The 2531-nt window shown below is 25.5% G+C and carries 2 protein-coding genes; both read right to left on the reverse strand.

What is annotated here, in order from left to right; genetic code table 11:
- Positions 1-1296: hypothetical protein (locus tag EAH69_RS13800; protein WP_147439160.1), on the reverse strand; the 1296-nt coding region annotated here is incomplete at its 3' end.
- A 592-nt stretch (positions 1297-1888) separates the two neighbouring features.
- Positions 1889-2531 (reverse strand): T9SS type A sorting domain-containing protein (locus EAH69_RS13805; protein ID WP_121935800.1); only part of this gene is annotated, 643 nt, incomplete at its 5' end.

A 2531-nucleotide genomic window follows, 5' to 3' on the forward strand; every position in this document is an offset into this window, starting at 1 on the left:
TGGCGACACAACACCATCTCTATTTACTGTTATATAGTTATTACCGAAATTTTTATCATCTATCTTAAAATATGGTGTCCATATAAAAATCTTATCTACAGATTGATTTTGATTAAAAAACTCTTTTAAATTAATATTAGAAGGATAAGGATTTCCTACAAAATTAAATCCATTACTAGTTTCTGTTTTATTAACAGCAACTTTAACTTCCCCATTATTTAAAACCCCTTTAAACTCTCCGACAATAGACTCTTCAAAATCAACCGCAACTCCATGTTTTAAACGTATTGCAACCCCTTTTCCTGCCTCAAATTTTACATCTGATGAATTAGCTGATGTAAAAACTGTTTTATAATTTGATGTTGTTTCATTATAGTACCAAAAACGATTGTATAATGTTTCTGGAGAAAACGCTCTTATGTATTGCCCTGTTACTGGAGAAGACCAATGCGTCATGTCATTACGTTTCATTTTTTGACTCTTAACTTTAAACGAAACATCTCCAATGTTTAATGCTAATGGATTTGTTTGTAAAAAATAAGATTTGTCTTCAAAAATTACATTTTTGTTTAATGAATTATTAAACTCATTAACACTTTCAATAGTTATTCCTTTAGGAATTGTAATATCACTTTCTATAATTACAGATTTAGCTACTACTTTACCATTTGCGTCTGCAAATCCAGAATTATAACCTCCTCTAATAATTGCTTTTACTTTAGAATTTGGCCTACCATTAGTCCAAGAAGTTCCATTCCAGATTGTTGATTCTAGTAAAGTTAATTTAATATATATTAAACGCGCTTCTTTAGCATCTTCATTTTTAATCACAAAATAATCTCTCTCTATATTACTAGATAAATCCCATGTAATCAAACTAGTAATACCTGAAGAAGTTCGTAAACCATTATCAAACTCTCTTCCATCGGCAATATTACTAGTATATAATTTAAAATTACTTTTATTACTTAAATTAGCAAAATTTTGAAAAACTTGCGCCTCTATTTTCTTAATTAAACCTGAAGATGTAGCATTATAAACAACTGATGAATTTCCAGAAAATGCCATCCCTTGATAAAAATTTTGAAAAACACTACCTAAACCTCTATTTTCAACATTTATAGATTTAAAATTAATTCCATTTTGTGTCCAATTAACAACATTAGTACCTGTACCAATAGAAGTATAATTTATTGTTACTTCTTTATAACCTTCATTTAAAGTTTGACTATAAACAATATTAGTTAACAATAAAATAAAAGCCGATAAAATCCCATTTTTTAATTTTATTCTCATAATTTAAAGAATACATTTTAGTTAGTTAGTAATTTTTAAAAATCGTACAAAAACACACATGAAAAACATCCAATAAATCGGAGTAAAAAGCCATAATTACAATAATGCATTAATAGCTATTTTTTTATGTTTTTTTCTTATTTTTTAGGTCCGCAAATTTATAGATTATTTAATCACAAATAACACATAAATATAATTTTAACAATAAACCATAAAACTCTAATTTACTGATACATATATGATTTAATTTAATATCTACCTCATACTTAATAATATTTTTTTTTAAAAAAATATCATATTAAAATAATTTCGTCTGTATTATTAACTTTTTTATTTTATTTATTTAATCCAGACTTTTAAACAAAAACAATAAGCTTTATATGAACAAAAAAAAATAGCTTCATATTAATATTCACCCTATCTATTTATTTTTAAAAAATCATAATAATTTTAAAATTTTCATTGAATCATCTCAATATAGATTATAGTTTATTTATCACATCTTATCCATTTAATAGATACAGATAAATCTTCCTTTTAACAGAAAAAAGAGCTCTATATAGAGCTCTTTTCTTTTTATTTTAATAATAATTTATTTCACCAAGACTTTTACAGTTACAACCTTATCCGTGTTTAATTTTATTTTTAAATAATAAACACCACTTATTAAATTAAACTGTACTTTATTTTTATTAATTGATTTTTCTGATCTAATAAAACGCCCAAAAGAATCTAAAACTTCTATCTCATTAATTAATTCATCCTCACTTATGACATATGTTAAACCACCTGTTTGATAAACTTTAACTTCATTAGAGCTTGTCACCTCAGGTGTAGTAGATAAAGATTTCGAATTGTAAACAATTTCAAATCGATCATCAAACTTTCCTTCCTCAGATTCAAATACATAATCAGAATCTTTTAAATCATGAATAATACCTAATAAATTATCTTTTAAATAAACACTCTGCTCATTGCCAAAAATCCCTTCAATATCACCTAATGAAATTTTTAATTGACCGTGTTTATCTGTTACAAATCCTAATTTAACTACATCCTCTTGATTTAATGGATAAGTTCTTGATTGAATTGAAAACTGATTTTCATCTATCAATGTATAGATTTTTTTTGATCCCGTTTCTACAGTACGTGCATCTCGCTGAAAATCTTCTTCATCAGTTGCACCTTCAAAATAACCAATCATAACTTGATTTATACGCGTATCTCCTTCAGAA

Origin of the sequence: Faecalibacter macacae (assembly GCF_003687725.1) — a bacterium.
Classification (GTDB): domain Bacteria; phylum Bacteroidota; class Bacteroidia; order Flavobacteriales; family Weeksellaceae; genus Empedobacter; species Empedobacter macacae.